The 5,110-nt window shown below is 48.4% G+C and carries 6 protein-coding genes; 3 read left to right on the top strand and 3 right to left on the bottom strand.

The annotated features are described in order from the left end of the window. Positions 1-202: 202 nt before the first annotated feature. Together fabB and fabA are read right to left on the bottom strand one after the other, a co-directional pair. The gene (fabB, locus tag AKL11_RS12325) at positions 203-1,420 is read right to left on the bottom strand and encodes a beta-ketoacyl-ACP synthase I (protein WP_067517807.1); all 1,218 of its coding nucleotides are present in this window, start codon (positions 1,418-1,420) and stop codon (positions 203-205) included. A 29-nt stretch (positions 1,421-1,449) separates the two neighbouring features. Then, on the bottom strand, positions 1,450-1,974 hold the full coding sequence (gene fabA / locus AKL11_RS12320) for a 3-hydroxyacyl-[acyl-carrier-protein] dehydratase FabA (protein ID WP_067517805.1): 525 nt from the start codon (positions 1,972-1,974) through the stop codon (positions 1,450-1,452). 553 nt (positions 1,975-2,527) lie between these two features. Here fabA and AKL11_RS12315 point away from each other — a divergent pair. Genes AKL11_RS12315 through AKL11_RS12305 form a run of 3 tightly spaced genes read left to right on the top strand, consistent with a single transcriptional unit; the run spans position 2,528 to position 4,396 of the window. Continuing rightward, positions 2,528-3,601 (top strand): NAD(P)H-dependent glycerol-3-phosphate dehydrogenase, encoded by a 1,074-nt coding sequence (locus AKL11_RS12315; protein WP_067517803.1) that lies wholly within the window; start codon positions 2,528-2,530, stop codon positions 3,599-3,601. A gap of 39 nt (positions 3,602-3,640) precedes the next feature. Next, positions 3,641-3,937, top strand: coding sequence for a DUF4389 domain-containing protein (locus AKL11_RS12310; protein WP_067517800.1), 297 nt, complete (start codon positions 3,641-3,643; stop codon positions 3,935-3,937). A 15-nt stretch (positions 3,938-3,952) separates the two neighbouring features. Next, positions 3,953-4,396, top strand: a complete 444-nt coding sequence (locus AKL11_RS12305) for a SixA phosphatase family protein (protein WP_067517798.1) — start codon at positions 3,953-3,955, stop codon at positions 4,394-4,396. A gap of 276 nt (positions 4,397-4,672) precedes the next feature. Here AKL11_RS12305 and AKL11_RS12300 read toward each other — a convergent pair. Then, positions 4,673-5,110, bottom strand: a 438-nt coding sequence (locus AKL11_RS12300) for a transposase (protein WP_157673571.1), incomplete at its 5' end; no start/stop codon positions are given.

Here is a 5,110-nt window from a genome sequence, read left to right as displayed (position 1 = left end):
TTTCGTAAGGTTAAAACCACCGGCTTTAGCCGGTGGTTGTTGAGTTATAGATAAACCAATGCGCTATGGGAGACTTTGGGGGGTAAGTAGACAAAAATAAACCGGCTAAAGCCGGTTTATTTTGCTGCCAGGAGCCTGTTGGACTTTTTCGCAGTAGGTCAGTGGTAAGTCTGGCAGGCTCCTAAGTTAATCGGTTCGCGATTTATTGCTCAAAGCGATCGAACACCAGGCAGGCATTGGTGCCACCAAAACCAAAGCTGTTGGACATGATGCGGTTCAGTGTCTGTTCACGAGCTTCACCAACCAGAATTGGCAGATTAGCGGCCGCCTCATCCAGATTGTTGACGTTGGCAGAGGCAGTGATAAAGCCGTACTTCATCATCAGCAATGTATAAATCGCTTCCTGAACACCGGCGGCACCGAGGGAGTGGCCAGACAGGGATTTTGTCGAGCTGATCACTGGCATCTGATTACCGAACACCTCAATCAATGCTTTCAGTTCTGCAACATCACCAACCGGTGTACTGGTACCATGGGTGTTGATGTAATCGATTGGGCCATCGAGCGCTTCCATCGCCATGCGCATGCAGCGAGCAGCACCTTCACCGGATGGGGCGACCATGTCGTAACCATCGGAAGTGGCGGCGTAGCCGGTAATTTCGGCATAAATCTTCGCGCCACGGGCGAGAGCGTGTTCCAGCTCTTCCACAACCACCATGCCGCCACCGCCAGCGATAACAAAGCCATCACGGTCAGCGTCGTAAGCACGGGAGGCTTGCTCCGGTGTCTCGTTGTATTTGGTAGAAAGGGCGCCCATGGCATCAAACAAACCGGTTTGAGTCCAATGTTCTTCTTCGCCACCACCGGCAAATACGATGTCCTGTTTACCCAGCTGAATCTGTTCTACTGCATTGCCAATACAGTGAGCGCTGGTGGCACAGGCGGACGTGATGGAGTAGTTCACACCCTTAATTTTGAAGGGGGTTGCCAAGCAAGCAGAAACGGTACTCCCCATAGTCCGGGTTACCCGATAAGGGCCAACACGCTTCACCCCTTTTTCCCGCATGATATCTGCGGAATCAACAATGTTTTCAGAAGAGGCACCACCGGATGCGGCAATGAGACCGGTTCTCGGGTTGGAGACCTGATCTTCAGTAAGGCCTGCATCTTCAATGGCCTGTTTCATGGAAATGTAGGCATAAGCTGCCGCATTACCCATAAAACGCAGGGTTTTACGATCGATATGCTCTTCGAAGCTGATATCTACGGTACCGGATACCTGGCTGCGAAAACCATGATCGCGGTAGCTTTCATTGAAGCGTATGCCGGAACGTCCGAGTTTCAGGCTTTCAGCAACTTCGTCCTGGGTGATTCCCAGACAAGATGTGATGCCAATCCCTGTAATTACAACGCGTTTCATTGATGTTACCTGAGTAGTCCTGGAAAAAATCAGAAAGAGTCTGTGTTCTGGAAAAGGCCTACGCGGAGGTCTTTTGCCGTATAAATTTCGCGGCCATCGACACTGACACTGCCATCGGCGATGCCCAGAACCAGCTTACGGGCAATCACGCGTTTAAGATCGATACGATACGTCACAAGCTTGCTGGTGGGCAGAATCTGGCCAGTGAATTTCACTTCACCGCTGCCCAGTGCTCTTCCCTTACCGGGGTTACCCATCCAGCCCAGATAAAAACCGACCAGCTGCCACATGGCATCAAGGCCGAGGCAGCCTGGCATTACTGGGTCACCGGGGAAGTGGCAGGAAAAGAACCAGAGGTCAGGATTGATATCCAGCTCGGCGACGATTTCACCTTTACCGTAGGCGCCGCCTTCTTCAGATATGCGCACAATGCGATCCAGCATCAGCATATTCGGGGCAGGGAGCTGCGCGTTTCCAGTACCAAACAGCTTGCCTTCAGAACACTCTAAGAGTTCTTCCTTGCTGAAGGACCCTTTTTTTAATGGTTGATTCATAGGTTTATTGATTCCTGGCGGACTCAGTACTTTGGTATATCACCCGCTATTTCACTCAAACCCCTGGGGATGCGGTGATAGCAATTTGTTGAGTGATAGCGCCTTGAGTACTGAAGACTCCTTTATATCCTGACAGTTGTGCAAAACGTTCACTATCGTTTCGACGGTGAACTATACCATTGCAAACCGTCTATCATAGTCCTGCTGAGCAATTTGTAACAATACTCATACAAAAGATGCGGTTGTCTGTCGGTGTGTCAGTGCAGTCGTACCATAATGAGCAGGGTTGATCACCCTCAAATTCATCATATTTCACCCAATCAAGAGCACGCTGGCCTTACTATAGAAGGCGGAAAGGTAAGAGTCTTGATATTTCTTGTGTTTTTTCATGATGTGAATAAGAGCGGCAAAGGGTAAAGCAATGAGCGTGCGTGTGCGATCTCAGCAAATAACCTTCGACTTATGTTATTCAGCGCTTGTGTGGTTTAATAAGCTCAGGAATTACATGCCATTTTATAAAGCGGTTCGATAGCAGTAATCAGGATTGAAAGCGATGACAGTTAAGCCAGAAAACGCTAAGCCAGAAAGCGCAGGGAATGTTCAATCGTCCGAGATATTATCCATTGCGATTCTTGGCGGCGGAAGCTTTGGTACGGCTCTGGCAGATATTTCGGCGACAAATGGCCACCGGGTTAAGCTTTGGATGCGGGATGAAACTCAGGTTCAAAGCATCAATGAACATCATGAGAATCAGCGATATTTGCCCGGTTTTCAAATTAATCCCCGGGTGAGCGCTGACAGTGATCTGGATGCGGTGATCTCGAATGCAGATATTGTGTTTATTGCCATTCCCAGTAAATCCTTCAGGGATGTGATCCGTAAAGCCGGTGATAAGCTCAATGGCAAGATCGTGATCAGCACCACCAAAGGTATTGAACCGGTCACCTTTGACTTAATGAGCGAAATACTGCGTGAAGAGTTGGACAATATACGACTGGGGGTTCTCAGTGGTCCGAATCTCGCCAGAGAGGTTGTTGCCAAGGCGCTGACAGCAACCGTTATTGCCAGTGAAGATGATGCCCTTTGTCAGACGATTCAATCGGTTCTGCATTGTGACTATTTCCGGGTATATTCTAATAGTGACGTCTATGGTGTGGAGTTGGCCGGCGCACTGAAAAACATCTACGCCATTGTCTGTGGTATGGGTGCTGCCCTTGGAATGGGGGAGAATACTCACAGCATGCTCATTACCCGCAGCCTGGCAGAGATGAGCCGCTTTGCCGTCACTCTGGGGGCCAACCCAATGACGTTTCTTGGCCTTGCCGGTGTTGGTGATCTGGTGGCGACGTGTACATCAGAATTAAGTCGTAACTTTCAGGTGGGGCGTGCGCTGGGAGAAGGCTGCAGTCTTCAGGAAGCGGAACAGAAACTGGGGCAGGTGGCGGAAGGTGTTAACACGCTTCAACAGGTGAAGCAGAAGGCCGATGAACTGGGTATCTATATGCCACTGGTGGATGGTCTTTATAGTATTATTTTTGAAGGTAATGCCATCGAAAACCTGGTGAAGGGTATGATGCTGCGGGAACAGAAAACGGATGTTGAATTTATGTCCAGGCAAAGTATTTAATATCTTTGCAGGGCTTAATAATGTGATAGGAGACAGTCAATGGATGAGAATATAGTGGATAACTTGAAATCAGAGTCACGGTGGTTTCGCCTGGTATTTATGGTGCTGTTTGGCATAGCGGCCTACCTTGCCGGTTTCCTAGTTATGTTGATTGCGTTGATTCAGGCGGTGCATGGTTTTGTTGTTGGTGAGCCCAACCAGCGATTGCTGAGCTTCAGTGATAGCGTGAATCAATACATCTTTCAGATTGCCAGTTTTCTCACCTTTAACAGTGATGTAAAGCCCTACCCATTTTCAGATTGGCCGCAGGGTTCTTCCACTGATGTAGATGAATAAGAGGATGTGCACGCCATGCAGTTAATCATCATGCGCCATGGTGAGGCTTCCTGGTCTTCGACGAGTGATCGGGCACGGGTACTGACCGAGGTTGGCAGAAATGAAGTGCTGAGTACGGTGACTGCCATGGTGGATATTCCGGTTACCCGGATTATTTCCAGTCCTTATGATCGTGCCAGAGAAACTGCAGGCATTGCTGCAAATCAGTTTGGCTGTGATGTTGAAACGTTGGACGCCCTTGTGCCAGAGGGTAATCCCCGTGATATTGTGGAGCGGTTACCGGACTCTGGCGTTGTCCTATTGGCAAGTCATATGCCAGTGGTGAGTTATTTGACTGGGTTGCTCTGCGATGGCGTGCCATCTTCAGGCCCTTCTTTTCAGACGGCCATGGCAGTGTTGCTTGAAGCTGAACTCATGGTGGCAGGGCTGGCCACCATTAAACATTGCTACACACCTTGATTCTTTTCTAAAGAATCCATTGACTAGTACTCCATCCACCGTCAAATGATAGACTGAATTTTGTATTATCCTGACAGCTCCACTGCAACAAAAGATGGAGCCGTCATGAACGTTAAATACCATGTTCGTTTAAGTGATGATGAACGCTCAATGCTTGAGGCTTTAATCAAACAAGAAAAACCAACGCGATGTTCGACTTGCAGATTTTTAACTTTGCATGGAAGTAAGTCCAACTAAAACTTTAAAAGCTGTACCAAAGTGGAGTTTCACTGATTTTTAAGCAGCAGCAATCAGGCTTTCAAACTGAATCGGTGCTTTCCCTGCACTGATATTCAGATATGAACCCATATTGTGTGCCAAAAGCTTCCTGGCTATACGCGAAGTCATATGCCACCTGTCTCGACAACGGCACCTTTCGATTTCAAATTGTTCTGCCAGCTGGCCAATAACTGTTTCAATCCTCCGTCGTACCCGCATGATTACTTTCACAAACGACTTTGGTCTATCATCTTTCATGTTTTTTCTTAGTGGTGTCTGTAGGTCGATACCTAACCCCCGGCAGTCTTCTTTGAACTCTGGTCGTATATACCCTTTGTCACCTAACAAAAGTCCGGCAATGATATCCATCATGTCATAAGCAGCGTCACGCTCATCAATATTAGCGGCAGTCAGCGTAAATCCAACGGGAATACCGCGAGCTTCAACCAGTAGATG

This window comes from Endozoicomonas ascidiicola, assembly GCF_001646945.1.
Lineage (GTDB): Bacteria > Pseudomonadota > Gammaproteobacteria > Pseudomonadales > Endozoicomonadaceae > Endozoicomonas > Endozoicomonas ascidiicola.
The sequence above is the reverse complement of the archived record's forward strand: the minus strand, read 5'-3'. Positions and strand labels throughout refer to the sequence as shown.